This window comes from Micromonospora sp. NPDC049230, assembly GCF_040647875.1.
Classification (GTDB): Bacteria; Actinomycetota; Actinomycetes; order Mycobacteriales; family Micromonosporaceae; genus Micromonospora.
Genome location: NZ_JBEZCZ010000008.1, coordinates 114,085 through 130,139, shown reverse-complemented (window position 1 = coordinate 130,139; position 16,055 = coordinate 114,085). Strand labels below are relative to the sequence as shown.

General features: G+C 73.4%; 14 protein-coding genes. 6 read left to right on the top strand and 8 right to left on the bottom strand.

What is annotated here, in order from left to right:
- Positions 1-3 precede the first annotated feature (3 nt).
- From AB0A95_RS10240 to AB0A95_RS10215, 6 genes are all read right to left on the bottom strand, one after another.
- Positions 4-2,157, bottom strand: a complete 2,154-nt coding sequence (locus tag AB0A95_RS10240; RefSeq protein ID WP_357555349.1) for an FtsX-like permease family protein — start codon at positions 2,155-2,157, stop codon at positions 4-6.
- A complete protein-coding gene (locus AB0A95_RS10235; protein ID WP_357555347.1) occupies positions 2,154-2,834 on the bottom strand; it encodes an ABC transporter ATP-binding protein in 681 nt (226 codons plus the stop codon). The genes AB0A95_RS10240 and AB0A95_RS10235 overlap by 4 nt, the downstream gene beginning before the upstream one ends.
- On the bottom strand, positions 2,831-3,355 hold the full coding sequence (locus AB0A95_RS10230; RefSeq protein ID WP_357555346.1) for a PadR family transcriptional regulator: 525 nt from the start codon (positions 3,353-3,355) through the stop codon (positions 2,831-2,833). Before AB0A95_RS10230 ends, AB0A95_RS10235 begins: the two co-directional genes overlap by 4 nt.
- Positions 3,356-3,471: 116 nt before the next feature.
- Positions 3,472-3,834 carry a fluoride efflux transporter CrcB gene (gene crcB / locus AB0A95_RS10225; RefSeq protein ID WP_357555344.1) on the bottom strand — a complete coding sequence of 121 codons (363 nt, stop codon included), beginning with the start codon at positions 3,832-3,834 and terminating at the stop codon, positions 3,472-3,474.
- Positions 3,831-4,307, bottom strand: coding sequence for a CrcB family protein (locus AB0A95_RS10220; protein WP_357555342.1), 477 nt, complete (start codon positions 4,305-4,307; stop codon positions 3,831-3,833). The genes crcB and AB0A95_RS10220 overlap by 4 nt, the downstream gene beginning before the upstream one ends.
- An 83-nt stretch (positions 4,308-4,390) precedes the next feature.
- Positions 4,391-5,149: a class I SAM-dependent methyltransferase gene (locus tag AB0A95_RS10215; RefSeq protein ID WP_357555340.1), complete on the bottom strand. Its 759-nt coding sequence runs from the start codon at positions 5,147-5,149 to the stop codon at positions 4,391-4,393.
- A gap of 285 nt (positions 5,150-5,434) precedes the next feature.
- On the opposite strand from AB0A95_RS10215, the gene paaK reads away from it, so the two are divergent.
- The 3 genes from paaK to AB0A95_RS10200 all read left to right on the top strand — a co-directional run bounded on the left by paaK (position 5,435) and on the right by AB0A95_RS10200 (position 8,623).
- Positions 5,435-6,742: a phenylacetate--CoA ligase PaaK gene (paaK, locus tag AB0A95_RS10210; protein ID WP_357555339.1), complete on the top strand. Its 1,308-nt coding sequence runs from the start codon at positions 5,435-5,437 to the stop codon at positions 6,740-6,742.
- A 152-nt stretch (positions 6,743-6,894) separates the two neighbouring features.
- Entirely contained in the window at positions 6,895-8,001 is a 1,107-nt protein-coding gene (locus AB0A95_RS10205; RefSeq protein WP_357555337.1) for a nucleotide disphospho-sugar-binding domain-containing protein, read from the top strand.
- A 55-nt stretch (positions 8,002-8,056) separates the two neighbouring features.
- The gene (locus AB0A95_RS10200; RefSeq protein ID WP_357555336.1) at positions 8,057-8,623 is read left to right on the top strand and encodes a dienelactone hydrolase family protein; all 567 of its coding nucleotides are present in this window, start codon (positions 8,057-8,059) and stop codon (positions 8,621-8,623) included.
- A gap of 83 nt (positions 8,624-8,706) precedes the next feature.
- Here AB0A95_RS10200 and AB0A95_RS10195 read toward each other — a convergent pair whose 3' ends face one another.
- Together AB0A95_RS10195 and AB0A95_RS10190 are read right to left on the bottom strand one after the other, a co-directional pair.
- The gene (locus AB0A95_RS10195) at positions 8,707-9,375 is read right to left on the bottom strand and encodes a hemerythrin domain-containing protein (protein WP_357555334.1); all 669 of its coding nucleotides are present in this window, start codon (positions 9,373-9,375) and stop codon (positions 8,707-8,709) included.
- A 113-nt stretch (positions 9,376-9,488) separates the two neighbouring features.
- Entirely contained in the window at positions 9,489-12,779 is a 3,291-nt protein-coding gene (locus AB0A95_RS10190; RefSeq protein ID WP_357555333.1) for a BTAD domain-containing putative transcriptional regulator, read from the bottom strand.
- Positions 12,780-12,925: 146 nt separating this feature from the next.
- Between AB0A95_RS10190 and AB0A95_RS10185 the strand changes: the two genes are divergently transcribed.
- The 3 genes from AB0A95_RS10185 (at position 12,926) to AB0A95_RS10175 (ending at position 16,018) form a co-directional block, all read left to right on the top strand.
- Positions 12,926-13,507 carry a helix-turn-helix domain-containing protein gene (locus AB0A95_RS10185; RefSeq protein ID WP_357555331.1) on the top strand — a complete coding sequence of 194 codons (582 nt, stop codon included), beginning with the start codon at positions 12,926-12,928 and terminating at the stop codon, positions 13,505-13,507.
- A 160-nt stretch (positions 13,508-13,667) separates the two neighbouring features.
- Positions 13,668-15,170: an MFS transporter gene (locus AB0A95_RS10180; protein WP_357555329.1), complete on the top strand. Its 1,503-nt coding sequence runs from the start codon at positions 13,668-13,670 to the stop codon at positions 15,168-15,170.
- Between the two features lie 86 nt (positions 15,171-15,256).
- Complete coding sequence (locus AB0A95_RS10175; protein ID WP_357555328.1) at positions 15,257-16,018, top strand: glucose 1-dehydrogenase; 762 nt, start codon at positions 15,257-15,259, stop codon at positions 16,016-16,018.
- Positions 16,019-16,055: the final 37 nt, after the last annotated feature.

The following is a 16,055-nucleotide window of genomic DNA, read 5'->3' as shown; positions in this document are numbered from 1 at the left end:
CGACTACTCGCTGCGGGCGGTCTCCGGACCGGTGATCCGTTCCAACAGCGGCAGGGTGGAGGCGATGACGCCGAGGCAGGTGGCCAACCCGACGACGACGATCACGTAGAAGCGTGGCTCCGGCGCGATCAGCCTGTAGTCCATCTGCGCCCGCAGGAACAGGTGGGCGGCGAGCAGGCCCATGCCGATGGCGACGGCGGCGACGGCGAGCATCGGCACCGCGCTCTCCAGCGCCACCACCCGGCGCAGGTCCCGTACCGGTGCGCCGCTGAGGCGCAGCAGGCTGAACGGGCGTCGGCGTTCGGTGAGACCGCCGATGACGCTGACCGCGAGGCTGCACCCGCCGAGCGCGAGGCTGGCGATGATGACGACGTTTGCCAGTTGTTCCCAGCCGCGCAGCGTGTTCGCGAAGTCCGACTCGAAGTCGCCGGGCACATTCGGCCCCGTCCAGAAGGTCGGGAAGGCGACCTCCAGCACCGTGCGGGTGCGCTCGATGGCGGCCGCGGAACCGTCCGTGTCGACGACGATCGACATCACCGGGAGCTGTTGTAGATCGTCGAGTGGGACCGACGCGGCGGGCCAGACTCTGGCGGACGACGCCGACTCCCGGAAGGGGATGAGGCCCGTCGCGACCTCGGCGACGGTGGCACCCTCGGCGCACCGGCCGTACGCGCTCGGGATGTCGGTGCACGCGATCAGGCCGGGTTCGCTGGCCGTCATCCGGTCCGGGTTCTCGCGGACCGCGGTCGCGGACCGCACGCCGTTGATCGAGCGAAGCCCGGTGAAGAGCGGGTCAGGTGCCGCCGGCGCATCATCGGGAAGGTAGAGAGACACCTGTCCCGCCTCGGTCGAGCCGATCGGCGCCGGGCCGCGGTTGGCGATGATCGTGGTGATCACGCCGACGGCCACGCTCGTGACGAAGAGGGCGAGCATGATGCCGCTGATCGCCCGGAAGCCGGCCTTCGGGTTGTCGGCGAGGCGCCGCGCGGCGATGAGCGTGGCCGGACCGTTGGCGTAGCGGGCCAGGATCCGGGCCCCGACCATCGTCAACCACGGGCCGGCGAAGACCAGGCCGGCCATGATGAGCAGCAGGGCGGGCAGGAAGATCGCGGTCTGTCCGTCGGACGTTTCCGGTTTGAAGCCGATGGCGAAGAACAGCACGGCGACACCGAGCAGGGCCGGGATCAGCCGGTACGCGCGCGGCGCGCGGGGGGTGACCCGCCGGGTGACGCCCAGCGGCGAGATTCGTACGCGGCGCAGCGAGACCTGGGCCGCCACCGCCGCGCCGGCCGGGACGCCGAGCGCCACGAGCAGGACGTTCAGTACGCCCAGGGACATGTCGTTGGGGTAGAACGGCATGCCGGTGAACGGGATGCTCGCGAGCGGGTCGCGGAAGGCGTAGAACAGCCCGAAGCCGACGGCGGTGCCGGCGATGGCGGCGGCGGTCGCCTCCACCGCAGCGACCATCGCGATCTGCCGGGGTGTCGCGCCGACCAGGCGCATCGCGGCGAAACGCTGCTCCCGGCGGGCGGCACTGAGGCGGGTGGCGGTGCCGATGAAGATCAGCACCGGGAACAGCAACCCGCCGGCGATGACGCCCAGGATGAGGTTCACCGTGGTCTCGGGGAGAGCGGGGGTGTCGCCGACGCTGGTGACCTGCTTCGCAGTGGGTAGCTTGGCGACCTGGTCGGGGGTGCCGCCCGCGATGACGAGCAGGGTGTCCGGCGAGGTCAGCGCGGCCGGACCAACGGTGCCGAGGTCGCGCCCCGGGTAGCGGTCGCCCAGTTGGTCGGCCGGCTCGGCGGCCAGCAGGTCGCGAAACGCTGGTGAGGCGTAGTACTCGCCGGGACCCGGGGTGATCGGGACGCCGACCGGGGTGGGCGCGCTCGGACCGGTCGCGGCGACGTCGATCCGGATGATCTGCTTGCCGTGGAAGTAGTCCTGCCGGGTCGACCACCACAGCGGGTCGGCGTCGCCGGTCGAGGCGTTGGGATACATCGACGCGTACCGGGTGAGCTGGGCGTTGACCGCGTTGACCCCGGCGAGGGTGGTCAGCAGCAGCCCGCTGCCGATCGCGACGGCGGCGGCGATGACGAGCAGGCGGGTGAGCGCCTCACGGCCGCCGGCCACGGCGAGGCGGAGCCCGAAGCGGATCATGAGGCGATCCGGTCCGGCGCGTTCACGCGCCCGTCGCGGACCATGACCTCGCGGTCGGCGTACGCCGCGATCCTCGGCTCGTGGGTGACCAGGATGACAGTGGTGCCCTGCTCGCGGGCGGCGCCGACAAGCAGGTCCATCACCTGCTCACCGGTGAGCGAGTCGAGCGCGCCGGTCGGCTCGTCGGCGAAGAGCACCTGCGGCTCGGCGACCAGGCCCCGAGCCAGGGCGACCCGTTGTGCCTGCCCGCCGGAGAGCTCGCCCGAGCGCCGCTGCTCCAGGCCGTCCAGCCCGAGGCGCGCGAACCAGGCTTCCGCCCTGGGGAGCGCCTGCCTGCGGTGTACGCCGCTGAGCAGCAGCGGCAGCGCGACGTTCTCCACAGCGGTCAGCTCGGGGACGAGTTGACCGAACTGGAACACGAAACCGAACCGGTCCCGGCGCAGGCTGCTGCGTTCGGTCTCGGCCATGGCGTGCACCCGGGCCCCGTCGAAGAGGATCTCGCCGGAGTCGGGCACCAGGATGCCGGCCAGGCAGTGCAGCAGTGTGGACTTGCCCGAGCCGCTGGGGCCCATGACGGCGAGGATCTCGCCCGCCTGCACGGCGACGCTGGCGCCGCGCAGGGCGGGTGTCTGACCGAAGGAGAACTCGACGTCACGTGCCTCGATCACGACGGTCATCGCCGCACCTCCTTGCGCAGGGCGTCCAGTCGGGCGCCGGTCATCTCGATCCACCGGAGGTCCGCCTCCAGGTGGTAGAGGCCGTGGTCGGCGAGCAGCGCGTCGACCAGGCTGCCGGCGCGCTTGATCTCGGTCAGCTCGCGCATCCGATGCAGGTGTGCGCTGCGCTGGGTGTCGAGGTAGTCGGCGGCCGGTCGGTCGAGCATCAGCGCGAGCACGACCTTGGCGAAGAGCACCGTCTGTAGGTGTGGCTCGGGGTCGACCGGTTGGGTCAGCCACTGCTCGACCTCTGTCGCGCCGACGTCGGTGATGATGTAGCGCTTGCGGTCGGGGCCGGAGCCGGGGGCGACGTCGCTGATCACCACCTTGCCGTCGCGGGCCAGGCGGCTGAGGGTGGAGTAGACCTGGCCGAACGGCAGTGGCTTGCCCCGGCCGAAGAAGGCGTCGTAGTCGCGCTTCAGGTCGTATCCGTGGCTGGGCTCCCGTTCGAGGAGGCCGAGGAGTGTCAGTGGCACGCTCATGCCAGCAGACTACACCGGGGGTATACGCCGCGTATATACCCCCGGTGTGTGGTGCGTCGGCCCTGTTCCGGGCGTTGCTGACGAGGGAAACCGGGCGCGGGGCGGCTGGTGTGCGGTCAGCCGGTCAGGGCGCGGGCCACGGCGTAGCCGGCGGTGGCCGCGGCGAGCCCGGCGGCCACGCTGCCGAGCACGTTGGCCAGCGCGAGGAATCGACGACCGCCCCGCGCCAGCCGCAGCGTCTCGTAGCTGAAGGTGGAGTAGGTGGTCAGCGCCCCACAGAACCCGGTGCCGAGCAGCGCGGTGACCGCCGGACCGGTCGGCCACCCGACGAGTACGCCGAGCAGCAACGAGCCGACCACGTTGACGGTGAGCGTGCCCCACGGAAACGCCGAGTCGTGCCGGGACTGCACGGCCCGGTCGGTGAGGTAGCGCAACGGTGCGCCGACGGCCGCCCCCAGGGCGATGAGCAGGACTGTCATCCGGCCACCCACCGCCGCAGCAGTGCGGCGGTCACGGCGTCGCCCAGCCCGACCGCGACAAGTGCCCCGAGCACAGTGCCGGCCAGGTACGCCAGTGCGGTGCCCGGTGCGCCCGCGACAAGTGCCTGCTGGACGTCCACCGCGTAGGTGGAGAACGTGGTGAACCCGCCGAGCACCCCGACGCCGAGGAACGGGCGGGCCAGCGGGTGCCCACCGCCGAGGTGGGTGAGGATCGCCATCAGCACGCCGATCAGCAGGCAGCCGGACAGGTTGACGGCGAACGTGGCCCACGGAAAACCCGCCGCCGCGTGGGGGGCGGCGTGTTGCAGGGCGGCTCGGCCCAGCGCACCGCCCACCCCGCCGGCCGCGATGCTGGCGAGGACCGTCGCGGGGCGAGTGGACAGCTCACCCCGGTCGGCGTCGACACGGAGGTCGACGTCGGGATCGGTGCGCTGGTCCGGCGGCTCTGACACGGCTCCTTAGCGTAGTGCCGCGACGCGGCGGTCAGCGCACGGCCGCGACTGCGGCGGTCAGCGCACGGCCGCGACTGCGGCGGTCAGCGCACGGCCGCGACTGCGGCGTCCGGGCCGCCGCGCCATACCGTGCCGACCTCGGTGAAGCCGGCCGCGGTGAGCGCGGCCAGGTGCCACGAGACGGGCGGGTTCCACTCCGGGCTGTGCCCGGTCGGGTAGATGGCCTGCCGCTGGGCGACCAGCGGGGCGAGCGTCGGATCGGCGGCGGCCCGCTCCCACCAGTCCGGCCAGGACAGCACCGAGCCGGCGGCGTACCGGGCGTTGCGCCGGTCCCGGGCCCGGTCCATCAGCCGCTTGGTCAGCTCCGGCAGGCTGTCGTCGGGCATGTGGTCGGCGTTGACGAAGACGCCGCCCGGTCGCAGCACGTCGCGCAGCTCGGCGTAGAGCTGCCCGAGCCGGTCGGCCGGTAGCCAGTGCAGGGCAGTGGCGGTGAGCACGGCGTCGTACTCCTGGTGGGGGAGCGCGGCACGCCATTCGGGGGTGCTGAGGTCGGCCGTGACGATGGTGGCCCGGTCGGCCAGCGAGGCGCTGGCGAGGGCGAGCAGCGCCGGGTCGAGGTCCACAAGTGTCACCTCCGCGCCGGGGAAGCGGGCCAGGGTCCGCAGCGAGATGGTGCCGGTGCCGCCGGCCAGGTCCAGCACGCGCGGCGGACGGCCGTCGAGCACCGCGTCGACGGTGTCCAGCATGACGGCGAACCGGTGTTCCCGGTCCGGCATGAATGCCTCCTGCTGGAGGTCCCAGCTCTCCTGCCAGGCCCAGGGATCCACGATGTAAGGACTCATGGCGATCAGGCTAGTTACGACGCGTACGTGTTGTCCAGACCTTGTTGCACATCTTTTGCAATTGCAGGAAGATGGCAGGGCGATGATCAGCGCGACGCCGGGTCGGGCATCCGCCCGGCCCGGCGTCCTTCCTGGCGGCGGGTTCGCGCCGCCGATCCCGGCACCGGACGCGTTGCCGAGGTGGGCCGCCGCGAAGGTCGCCCGGACGCCCGAGTCGGTGCCCGGCGACGGCGGGCGTACGGTACCCGCAGCCCCACCGGGACCTTCGCGCCAAGGAGGCAGCCGATGCAGGACCGCACCCCTCGTCCGGACGAGCTGGAGCCGATCGAGCGTGCCGGCGGCGACGAGCTGCGCGCCCTGCAACGCGAACGGCTGCGCTGGTCGTTGCGGCACGCGTACGACAACGTGCCGCACTACCGCCGGGCTTTCGACGCGGTCGGGGCGCACCCCGACGACTGCCGGGATCTCGACGACCTGGCCCGCTTCCCGTTCACCGGCAAGGCGGAGCTGCGGGACAACTACCCGTTCGGCATGTTCGCCGTCCCCCGGGAGCGGGTGGCCCGGCTGCACGCCTCCTCGGGCACCACCGGCCGGCCGACAGTCGTCGGCTACACCCGCGACGACCTGCGCACCTGGGCGCGACTGATGGCCCGCTCGATCCGCGCCTCCGGCGGCCGCCCCGGCGACCGGGTGCACGTCGCGTACGGCTACGGGCTCTTCACCGGTGGCCTGGGCGCGCACTACGGGGCCGAGGAGTTGGGCTGCACGGTCATCCCGGTCTCCGGGGGCATGACCGAGCGTCAGGTCATGCTGATCCGCGACTTCGAACCCGAGGTCATCATGGTCACGCCCAGCTACCTGCTCGCGATCGTGGACGAGATGCGCCGCCAGGGCGTCGACCCCCGGGCCACCTCCCTGCGCGTGGGCATCTTCGGAGCCGAGCCGTGGACCGAGGACATGCGCCGCGAGATCGAGCAACAGTTGGACATCCACGCCGTCGACATCTACGGGCTGTCCGAGGTGATGGGCCCCGGCGTGGCCACCGAGTGCGTCGAGACCAAGGACGGGCTGCACCTCTGGGAGGACCACTTCTACCCGGAGATCATCGACCCGGTCACCGGGGCGGTGCTGCCCGACGGCGAGCGGGGTGAGCTGGTGTTGACCTCGCTGACCAAGGAGGCGATGCCGGTGGTGCGGTACCGTACCCGCGACCTGACCCGGCTGCTGCCCGGCACCGCCCGCCCGATGCGCCGGATCGAGAAGATCACCGGCCGGACGGACGACATGATGATCGTGCGCGGGGTGAACATCTTCCCCACCCAGATCGAGGAGCTGATCCTGCGTACCCCGCAGTTGTCGCCACACTTCCAGTGTGTCCTCGATCGGCAGGGCCGGCTGGACACCCTGACCGTCCGGGTGGAGCGGCGGGCCGGGGTCGCCGCGGACGCCGCCGAGCGGGCCGGCGCGACGCTCGTGGAGCTGGTGAAGAACACCGTCGGCGTGAGCGTGACGGTCGACGTCCTCGCCCCGGACGCGGTGGAGCGGTCGGTCGGCAAGATGCGCCGCGTCGTCGACAGGCGACCAACCACCTGAACCCCGGCCGAGCAACTGGGCCCCGTCCTGGACCGGTCCGCTGCCCCGGCGCCATCTCGTGTAGAGCTGCCCCACGGGTGGGGCAGCCGGCATGGTCGGAAGTCCATGTCCGTCGGGGCGCTCGGGACGCGTCGCCGCCTATGATCCTGCCCATGCGTGTGCTGATGGTCTCCGCCCCGCTGGTCGGGCACGTCTTCCCGCTGGTGCCGCTCGCGGTCGCGTTGCGCGACGCCGGCCACGAGGTGCTGCTGGCCACCGGCGGGGGCGGCCTGGCCGCCGCCGACGCGGGTCTGTCGGTACACGACGTCGCGCCGGGCTTCGACTTCGGCCGGATCGCGCTGCGGGTCTTTCCCCGGCACCCGCTGATCGCCCGCGCCGAGTTGGCCGGCACCGCCGACACCCGGGGCGCCGGCCTGCTCTTCGGCGCCCTCAACGACCGGCTCACCGACCCGGTCGTCACGCTGGCCACCGAGTGGCGGCCGGATCTGGTGCTGCACGAGCCGTTCGCGGTGGCCGGCGCGGTGGCCGCCGCCCGGCTGGGTGTGCCGGCGGTTCGGCAGGAGAACTCCCTCTTCGACGGTCGGGACCTGGTACGCGCCACAGTGGCCCGACTCGGTCCCGCCCTGCGGCGGCACGGCCTGACCGAGCTGCCGCCCCCGGCCGCCGCGCTGGCCGTGGCCCCGCCCAGCGTGGCGAGGCAGGATGGCTGGCCGATGCGCTACGACTCCTATGTCGGCGGCGGCGAGCTACCGGCCTGGCTGCGGTCGCCGGGTGACCGACCGCGCATCCTGGTCACCCGCAGCACGTTGACCGGCCCCGGCGACCGGGGGCCGATGCCCGCCGTGGTCGCGGCCGCCGCCGAGGTGGACGCCGAGATCGTGCTGGTCCGGCCCGACGAGCGGTCGGCCCGGTCGCTGCCCGGCAACGTGCGGGTGGTCGACTGGATCCCGCTCGACGCGGCGTTGCCGTCGAGTGCGGCGCTTGTGCACCACGGCGGGGCGGGCAGCATCTTCGGTGCCCTCGCCGCCGGCCTGCCGCAGCTGGCCACGACGGGTCCGGGGGACCGGCGGCACAACGCCGAGCTGGTGGCCCGCCGGGGCGCCGGTCTGGCGCTGCGCCCCCGGGACATCACCGCGCGGGCGCTGACCCAACTGCTCACCGACGACCGCCTGCGTGCCGCCGCCGGGCAGGTCCGCGAGGAGATCGCCGCGATGCCGCCGCCGGCCGACCTGGTCGCGCGGCTGGCGGCACTGGCCTGACGGTCACCCCGCGTGGCCGCGCCGGGCGCGCGGTCCGCTGCGGCAGGATGACGTGATGCGACACGTCGTGCTGTTCCACTCCGTGCACGGGCCGCGGCCCGCCGTACGCGCCGCCGCCGACCGGTTGCGCGCCGCCGGGCACCAGGTCGCCACCCCCGACCTGTACGGCGTGCCGGCCACCGACTCCGTCGAGGACGGCTTCGCGCTGCTCGACAAGATCGGCCACGAGGTGGTGCTGGACCGGGCCCGGGCCGCGCTGCGTGACCTGCCACCGGAGACGGTGCTCGCCGGCTTCTCGATGGGCGCCGGTGTGGCCGGGGCGCTGTTGGCCGAGCGCCCCCACTGCGCTGGCCTGCTCCTGTTGCATGGCACCGGCGGCGCACCCGACGCGGTCCGGCCCGGGTTGCCGGTGCAGCTGCACCTCGCCGACCCCGACCCGTTCGACGCGCCGGACGAGGTCGACGAGTGGCAGCAGGCGCTCACCGACGCCGGTGCCGACCTGACGGTCTTCCGCTATCCCGGCGTGGGCCACCTGTTCACCGACCCGGACCTCGCCGAGCACTCCCCGGACGCCACCGCGGCGACCTGGCCGCGCGTGCTGGCCTTCCTGGCGCACCGCTGAGCGGCGGCGACTCGCCGCCGGCGGCCTGGCCGCGCGTGCTGGCCCGCCGAGCAGCGGCGACTCCCGGGGGCGGCCGTTCCGACTCAGCGCGTGCCGGCACCGATGCGTGGGGGAGTCGCGGTGCCGTGCACCCGCTTGGCGTGCGCGGCGAAGAGCCGGGGGGCGATGATCGGCATGAGGAGCCGGGCCGGCAGCGGCGCGTGCGCCAACACCGCCTTGATCACCTCGGGGTCGCCCTCGTACATGGCCAGGCCGAAGGCCAGCGGCAGCTGCTTCTTCGGGGTCTGACCCATCCCGTGCTCGCCGAGTTGCATCCACTCCGCGGCGGTGACGTGCCGTTCGGCCAACGGCAGGATCTCGGCCTCCTCCATGGCCATGTGCTCGATCAGCGCGACCCGCAGCTGCTCCAGTGCCTCCGCGAGCTGCTCCCCGCCCTGCCCGGTACGACGCCACCGCGGCAGCAGCGCGACCACCGCCGCGTGGCCGTCCTCGATGGCGTGGTGCTGCGCCTCCATGGTGGGGACGATGGCGGCCGCCGCCGCGCCGCCGCGTTCCACAAGCCGGGGCCACAGCAGCAGGTCCTCACCCTCGTGGTGCAGGTGCAGGGTGTGGCAGAGCATCTCGGCGTGGGCGCCGACGACCTCCGCGCGGCTGACGTCGCCCGGCCTGACGTCGCGGACGAGCTGCGGGAGGAGGCTGAACTCGCGACGGAACACGGCGTGTGCCATGTACATGTCGCGGACGTCGGCCATGGCTTCGGGGTGGTTCTTGTTCACGGTGCCCTTTCCGAGGGATCAACTGACACAGATATGTTGATCATGCGCGGTGGCACTTGGAACCGGCTTGGAATCCACCAACCGGGGGATCAGGTGGCCAGCGCGGCCGTCGCCTCGGCCAGCCAGTGCGGCGACTCCCACCGGCGGGCCACCTCGGCCGCCAGCGTGAAGTGCCGGGCGGCCTCGTCGGTGCGGCCCAGCAACCGCGACAGCTCGCCCAGCGTCAGCGCGACCGGCCGCACCACGGCAGCCGTGGTGGAGAAACCGGCCAGTTGGTCGCGTACCGGGAGCAGGGCGTCGATCACGGGCTGCGCCAGGTCCCGGCGGCCCAGCGCCACGATGACCATCGCGCGCACGCTGAGCAGCGCCGACTGGAAGTAGTCCGGGCGGTAGGTGTGCCGTGCGATGGGCAGGGCCCGCGCCTCGTCCACCCGCCCGCTCTCGATCAGTGCCAGCGCCAGCAGGTCGTCCACGATCGGACCCAGTGACACGCGTATCCGCCGGGTCGCCTCCAGATGCTCGCCGAAGCGCCCCTGGCTGATCAGCAGGGTCCCCACCGAGAAGAAGTGGAAGGCCTCGGCGTGCAGCGAGCCCTGCCGCCGCATCTGCTCGGCGACCTCGTCGTAGTGCCGTCGCGCCGCGACGAAGTCGCCGGTGACGTGCGCGAGGGCGGCCAGCGCGCACCTGTGGATCGTCTGCGCCTCGTTGAGCTGGTACGTCTCGGCCAGCAACCCGTGCCGGGCGACGCTGCGGCGCAGCTCGTCCGGTTCGTTGAGGGCGGCGGCGCTGTGACCGAGCACCTGCTCGGCCACCGAGCGGTAGGTCACCAGAGCGTGCTCGGCGGCGAGGTCGCGCAGTTCCAGGGCCAACTCCCGACGGGCCGGGGCCTCCCGCTCGTAGCTCATGGTGCGCATCCGCGCGGCCAGCCCCAGGGCCCGCAACTCGGGTTCGCCCAACCGCCGGCCGAGGGCCAGCGCCTCCCGGCCCGCCGCCACGCCCCGGGGATCGGCCTCGCCGTCCAGCTCCGTGGCCAGCGCCTCCAGCAGTCGGCAGCGGGCGACCGGGTCCAGGTCGTCGGCACGCAGCAGTCGGATGAGCAACTCGACGACGCGGTGGTCGACCACGCCGTACTCGTGGGTCAGCCACGGGGTGGGGACGGTCCACGCGGTGAAGGCCGCGACCAGCAGCTCGTCCCGGTCGGACGCGGTGGCGACGTCGACGGCTCGGGCGCGGGTCCGCCGGGCGGCGGCCACCGCGCCGGCCCGAGCCTGGGCGCGCAACAGCCGGCCGAGCAGGTCGACCCGCAGCGCGTCGCGATCCCCGCTGACCGACCCGGCGGCGTCCACGGCGTTGGTGAGCACCTCGATCGCCGCGTCGTACGCGTACCGCCGCTCGGCCAGTTCGGCGGCGCGGATGGCGTACTCGACGGCGAGCGGCGCGGTGTCGGCCGACGCCGCACGGGCGTAGTGGTGGGCCAGGGCCGGATAGTCGTCGGGTGTCAGCCGGCGGGTGGCCGCCGCGATCCGGGCGTGCAGGCGGGTGCGGCGCAGCTGCGGCAGGTCGGTGTAGATGGTGTCGCGGACCAGCGCGTGCACGAAGCGCACCCGCCCCGGCGCCGGCTCGGTGAGCAGCCCGGCGGCCAGCCCGACCTCCAGCGCTTCGAGGGCGGAGGTCTCGTCGGTGCCGGCGGCGTCGACGAGTGTGCGCACCTCGGCCTCCCGCCCGGCGGCCGCGGTGAGACGCAGCGCCGAGACGGCCGCCGACGGCAGGCGGGAGAGGCGTCGGCGCAGCACGTCGCGTACGCCCTCCGGCACGTCGCTGGTGGCGACGAGCGTGCCCTCGGTGGCCAGCAGCCGGGCCGACTCCCGCACGTAGAACGGGTTGCCGCCGGTCCGCTCGGCCAGCGCGGCGACAGTGTCCGGGTCGACGGTGGTCCGCGTCAGCGCGCCGAGCAGCTGTTGCACCTCGGGCGGCGTCAGACCGGCCAACTGGATCCGCAGGGGTGATCGGCGGGCCAGGACGGCCATCGTGTCGGCGAGACGCTCGCGGTGCTCGGCCGGGCGCAACGCCGCGACGAACAGGACGGCCCCGGTGGTCATCTCGACGACGCTGTTCAGCAGGAGCAGCGTCTCGGCGTCGGCGGCGTGCAGGTCGTCGAGGACGACGGCGACCGGTCGGTGGGCCGCGGCGGCGTCCAACCAGGCGCCGACGGCGCGGTGCAGCCGGAACCGGCCGGCGGTGACGTCGCCCCCGGAGTCGCCGTCGCCGTCGCCGAGCAGCGGGGCGAGGGCCGGTGCGAGGTCACCCGGCGGCGCCTGCCCGGCGAGCTGCCGCAACGCCTCGACCCAGGCCCAGGCCGGCGGGGCGCCCTCGACCTCGGGGCAGCGGCCGACGGTGACCAGCCAGCCGTGGGCGGCGAGCCCTTCGCGCAAGCGGGTGAGCAGACTCGTCTTGCCGGCCCCGGCCTCCCCGCTGAGCAGCGCGACGCGTGGCCCGTGGGCCACCGCCTCGGCCGCTGCCTGCCGCAGAGCCGCCAGCTCGGCCTCCCGTCCGACGAACACGTCCTCCGACACCTGTCGCTCGGCGTCGACGCGTACCGTCGTCGCGACCACCGGGGGCAGCAGGTCGAGGCGCTGGCCCAGGATCGCGGACTCCAGCTCGACCAACGCCGGCCCCGGGTCGAGGCCGAGCTGGTCCGCGAAGGTCGCTCGCGCCCGGCGCAGCGCGGCGAGCGCGTCGCCCTGCCGCCCGGCACGCCACAACGCCAACGCCAGCAGCCGCCAGCACTCCTCCCGCAGCGGCGCCTGCCGGGTCAGCACCTCCGCCTCCGACACCGCCTCGGCCGCGTCGCCGAAGCGCACCGTCAGATCGAGCAGCAGCTCCCGGGCGCCGAGACGCAACTCCTCCAGCCGCAGGACCTCGGCCTGCGCCCACGGCTCCCCGGCGAATTCGGCGTACGCCCGGCCGCGCCACAGGTCGAGCCCCGTACGCAGGAGTCGACGTGCCCGGTCCGGGTCGGTGGAGCTGACCGCCCGCGCCTGCCCGAGCAGCCGCTCGAACCGACAGGCGTCGACAGCGTCGGCGGGCACCCGGATCGCGTAGCCGGGCGGCGCGGTGACCAGGACCCGGGCCGGCGCGCGGCGCTCGCGCGACGGCTCCAACAGGCGGCGCAGGTGCGAGACGTACGCCTGGAGGGAGGCGATCGCCCGCGGCGGCGGGTCACCCCGCCAGAGGTCCTCGATCAGCTGACCGACGGAGACGACCTCGCCCCGGGCCGCCAGCAGCAGCGCGAGCACGGCGCGTTGGCGGGGGCCGCCGAGGTCGACAGGTCCGCCTGTGTCGACCTGGACCTCAAGGGGCCCGAGCACCCGTAGCAGCATGACCGGGCCAATCCTAGCCACGCGCCCGGTGGCCGTTCCGATCTACCGCGCAACGGCTGGCCCGGTCACCGGGGGCCGGCGGTGTCCCGGGCGGTGCGGCTCGACCATTCTTGACCAATCGATCTGGATACGGTTAGGGTCGAGCCGTGGCACGGACCAAGGAGTTCGATCCGGATGCGGCACTGCGGGCGGCCCTCGACCTGTTCTGGGAGCGGGGGTACGAGGCGACCTCGATGGCCGACCTGGTCGAGCGTCTGGGTGTCGCGCGAGCGAGCATCTACGCGACGTTCGGCAACAAGCACGATCTCTATCTCAAGGCGCTCGACCGGTACGGCGACCTGGTCGACCCCATCCTGCTGCGTGATCTGTCGCAGCCGGGTCCGGCGCTGCCGGCCGTCCGCGCCCTCGTCGAGCGATACGCGTGCGAGGCCGGCGGCGACGGCGGGCGGCGTGGCTGCTTCATCGTCAACACGGCCGTGGAGGTCGCGCCACATGATCGACAAGCGGCACGCCGCGTGGCGGCGAGCTGGGACTACCTGGAAACCGCGATGACCTCTGCGTTGATCCGGGCGCAGTCCCAGGGCGAACTCGCCCCGGGCAGGGACCCCCGGGCGCTGGCCCGGCTTCTGCTCGTGCTGATGCAGGGCATACGGGTGGTCGGCAAGGTGTCGGCCGAGCCGCGGCGACTGCGGGACGCCGCCGCCCAGGCGCTGTCCCTGCTCGACTGACGGCGGGCCGCCGAAGCGCGCCGCTGATCGCACGACGGCTCGCCCCCGGCGCGGATCTGAGCCCGGTGGCCCGGTGTCGGCGTTCCTTTCTCGACCGTGTGACGTCGCCCCTGCGCCGAATCTAGAACGAACATTCCCGAACTCTGGAGGGTGGGTGACGATGGCGACAGCGGTCCCGGACGTACCGCCGGGCGGGCTCGGTGCGGTGGCGCGCAGTCGTGGCCGGTGGCCGCGACCCGGTTCCGACGGTCCGGACGGCGGGCCGGGAAAACCGGCGGTCGGCCCTGCCTTCGCGCTGCTCGGCACCGTACAGACGACGTTGATCTTCACAGTTACCGTCATCTCCGTACCGCTGCCGGTGATCGGCCGAGAGTGGCGGCTTGACCAGTCCAGCCTGGTCCTCCTCAGCGCCGCCTACGGGTTGTCCTTCAGCGGCCTGTTGCTCTTCGGCGGTCGGCTCACCGACCGGTACGGCGGACGCCGGATGTTCACCGCCGGTCTCGTTGTCTTCGCCGCCGCCTCGATGGCGGCGACACTCGCTCCCGGAAGCGCGGCCCTCACCGCCGCACGCTTCGCCCAGGGGGTGGGCGCGGCCCTTGTCGCGCCGGCAGCCGTGGCGGTGTTGCGACGGGTGTTTCCGGATCCCGTCAGCTCTGGCCGAGCGATGGCGACCTGGGGCGGGTTGTCGGTACTCGGCGCGACGTTGGGAAGCCTCCTCTCCGGGATCGTCGCCACCTGGTTGTCGTGGCGGTGGATGGTGGCGGTTCCGCTGGCGGTCGCCACGGTGGCGGCGGTGGTGACGCCGCGGACGCTGCCCGCGGACACCACGTACGGGCGGGCCACGCTCGACCTGCCGGGAGCGTTGCTCGCCACCACGGGAATCACGCTGCTCAGCTTTGGCCTGGTGGTGACCGGCGACCACGGGTGGACCTCGGCGATGGTGCTGGTCCCGCTGGCCTCGGGCCTGGCACTGCTCGGCGGCTTCGTCGCTGTCGAACTGTCCAGCGCCGATCCGCTCCTGCCGATGTCCTTCCTGGCTGACCTCCGGCGGGCGACCGCGCTGCTCGTGATCGCCCTGTCCGCGGCCGGAACCGCACTTGTCTTCCTCCTCCTGGTCCTGTACCTCCAACAGGTCCGAAACTGGACGCCGCTGCGGACCTCCCTGGCGTTCCTCCCGTACGCGGTGGTCCTCGTCGTCGCCGGGCGGCTGTCCGGACGGCTCATCGCCCGCTGGGGAGCCCAACGCGTCACCTCCGCGGGGCTCGCGCTGGCGGCCGGTGGCCTGCTCCTGCTGGCCGGTGTGCACCCGCACACCGGGTACGGCCTCGGTCTGCTGCCTGGCCTCGCGCTCCTGCCGGCCGGTGTCGCGTTGTCCTTCTCCGCCGGGTCCGTGCTCGCGCTGTCCGACGTGCGACCACGGCAAGCGGGGCTCGCCGGAGGCGTGCTGAACACGGCGATGGAAGTGGGACCAACGGCAGGCCTCGCCCTGCTGACCGCGCTCGCCACGGCGCGCTCCACGCACCTCGAGACCGGCGGTGCCGGCCTACCCGACGCCACCACCGGTGGGTACGCCTGGGCGTTCGCCGCCGCCGGGTGCGCGTTCGCCGCGCTGGCCGCTGTCACCGCACTGACCGGGCGCACCCACCCCCGCCGGTCCGGCTGACGGGGCACGGCAACCTCGGCCGACGACGCTGCCCGGAAGCGAACCCACCACCACAACCAGTCCGACACCCAGAAGGAGTCACCACCGTGACCGCACGATTCACCAGCAAGGTAGCCCTCGTCACCGGCGGCGGCTCCGGAATCGGCCAAGCCGTCGCACGGGCGTTCGCTCGCGAGGGGGCCGCCGTCGTCGTGGCGGGTCGCACCCCCGGCTCGCTCGACGCCACCGTCACGCTCATCGAGGACGAGGGCGGCCGGGCTTCGGCCGTCACCGCCGACGTCACCCACTCGGCCGACCTGGCCCGGATGGTGGACGAGACCACCAGCCGGTACGGCGGGCTCGACATCGCGGTCAACAGCGCCGGCATCCTGGCCGCGGTCGGCCCGCTCGGCGATGTCGACGAGGAGCAGTGGCACCACCTCGTCGCGGTGAACGTCACCGGCACCCTGCTGTCCATGAAGCACGAAATCGCCCACATGCGGGCCCACGGTGGCGGCGTCATCGTCAACATCGCCTCGAACCTCGGTGCTCACGCGCGGCTCGAAGGGCTCGGCGCGTACGTGGCGACGAAGGCCGCGGTGAGCGCACTGACCCGCAACGCCGCCCTGGACCACATCCGAGAGGGGATTCGGATCAACAGCGTCAGCCCCGGCCCCATGGACACCGCGATGTCCCTCCGGCCCGGGGAGAACCCCGCCGACCGCGCCGAACGGATGGCCGCACAACTGCCGATCGGCCGCGTCGGCACCCTCGACGAGATCGCCGCGGCGGTGCTGTACCTGGCCTCACCCGACGCCGGCTTCGCCGTCGGCACCGACCTGGTGTTCGACGGGGGCGCCGCCGCCTAGGTCCACCCAACACCGCCCGCGCCGGCCGATCCAGGGG